The organism is Longimicrobium sp. (assembly GCF_036387355.1).
In the GTDB taxonomy this organism is placed as follows: domain Bacteria; phylum Gemmatimonadota; class Gemmatimonadetes; order Longimicrobiales; family Longimicrobiaceae; genus Longimicrobium.
Map to the genome: position 1 here is coordinate 1 of NZ_DASVTX010000460.1, position 1,945 is coordinate 1,945.

Annotated in this window: 1 protein-coding gene; it reads right to left on the reverse strand. The window is 71.7% G+C overall.

All coding sequences use genetic code 11. The features are described 5' to 3' along the window. The coding region (locus VF665_RS19990; protein ID WP_331055228.1) for a TonB-dependent receptor plug domain-containing protein at positions 1-1,814 on the reverse strand (1,814 nt) is incomplete at its 3' end. Between the last annotated feature and the right edge of the window lie 131 nt (positions 1,815-1,945).

Below are 1,945 nucleotides of genomic sequence, written 5' to 3' on the forward strand. Positions count from 1 at the left end.
GCCTCGGCGTTCAGCCCCGCCGTAAGGAACAGCCGGTCGGCCAGGGCCAGGCGCTCCTGCAGAAACACGCCTTCCGTGCGCAGCTCGGTGATTCCCTGCGAGGTGGACTGCACGGCGCCGGCGATGGTCCGCTGGCCGGGCGCGAGCTCCGACGCGGCGGCGCGCACCGTGTTGGTGCGGTCCTGCGTGTACCGGAAGCCGGCGGTGGACGAAAGGTCCATCCCCTCGCGCAGGCTGCGGTCCCAGTTGACCGTGAGGTCGTTGTTGAACTTGCGGGTCTGGCGGATGGGGTTCTGGATCTCGCCCGTGAAGTTGGGGCGCGCGCCGCGGGGCTGCAGGTAGGTGTCTTCCTGCCGCCCGTCGTCGATGCCCGCCAGGTACGTCACCGTCACGTCGCGCAGCGGGGTGGCGGTGGCCTGCACGCTGGCCAGAAAGCGCGTCACGTCGCTGCGCGCGATCCAGTTTTCCAGAATGTCCAGCGGGTTGTTGCCCACGATGGGGTTGAACGGGTACGCCCCGAGCGTCTCGTTGAAGGCCGGGTTGTACGTCGTGGGGGTGAACAGGATCCCCGTCAGGATGCCCTGCCCCTGCTCGCCCTCGGGCACCAGGTTGGTGCGCGAGCGCAGAAAGCTGCCGTTGGCGCCGATCTCCAGGAACCGGCTCACCCGCTGCGTGAAGCGCGCGCGGCCACCCATGCGGTCGTAGCCGGTGCTGCGAATGACGCCGTCCTCGTCGTTCCAGTTGCCCGACAGGTAGTACGACGTGCCCTCGCTGCCGCCGGTGAGCGAAAGCTGGTGGCTCTGCCCGTACCCGGTCTGGAACACCTGGTTCTGGATGTCGAAGCGCTCGGTGGGCTGCCCCAGCCGCGGCGCCAGCGAACGGTCGGCCACTGTGTCGGCCACGCCCACGATCCCCACGCGGTTGAGCGCGAACCGGCGGTCCGTGCTCACCGACTGGAACTCCGTGCGGTAGTTGATCTGCGGGCGCCCCTGCCGGCCGCGCTTGGTAAAGATCTGGATCACGCCGCTGTTGGCGCGCGAGCCGTACAGCGCGGCCGCCGCGGCGCCCTTGAGCACCTCCACCCGCTCGATGTCGCCCGGCGGGATGTCGGACAGGCGGTTGCTGAGCGCCGCGTTGCCGCGGGTGCTGTTGGCGCCCAGGCTGATGAGCGCCTCGCTGCTGTTGTCCACCAGCACCCCGTCCACCACGATCAGCGGCTCGGCGCTGCCCAGAATGGTGTTGGTGCCGCGCAGGCGAATGCTCACGCCGCCGCCGGGCTGCCCGGAGTTTTCGGTGATGGTGGCGCCGGCGATCTTGCCCTGCAGCGCCTGGTCCACGCTCTGCGCGCCGGGCGCCGCGTTGATGGCCGCGCCGGACACGGAGGCCACCGTGTTGCCCACCTGGCGGCGCTCCACGGGCGCGCCCGTGCCGGTGACGATCACTTCTTCCAGCTGCAGCACGGCGCTGCCCAGCGCCAGCGGCTCCACCTGGACCTCGGTGGCCGAGCCCAGCGTGATCTGCCGGGTGGCGGCGCTGCGGCCCAGCTGGGTCGCTTCGAGCGGATAGGTGCCGGGCGCAAGGCGGGCGCGCAGCGTGTAGCGGCCGGCCGCGTCGGTCACGGTGCGCAGCACGGCCGTCTGCGTGCCGGTGCGCAGCTGCACCGTGGCGTCGGCGATGGGGGCGCGGTTGGCGGCGTCCACCACCGTGCCGGTGATGACGTACGAGGTCTGCTGCGCGGCCGCCCCGGCCGGGAGCAGGGCCGCGAGCGCGAGCAGCACCGCGCCGAGCCAGCGGCGCGTGGGAGAGGGGTGCATCGGGCGATTCTCCTGGGGTTGGTGCGTGAGCGCCGCGTCCCGTCGGGGAGGACGTGCGCGCGGACACGGGCGCGGCCCACGACCGGATCTCCGTCGCGGGCCGCGTTCACGAGGCCGTCTGTTTACAGATA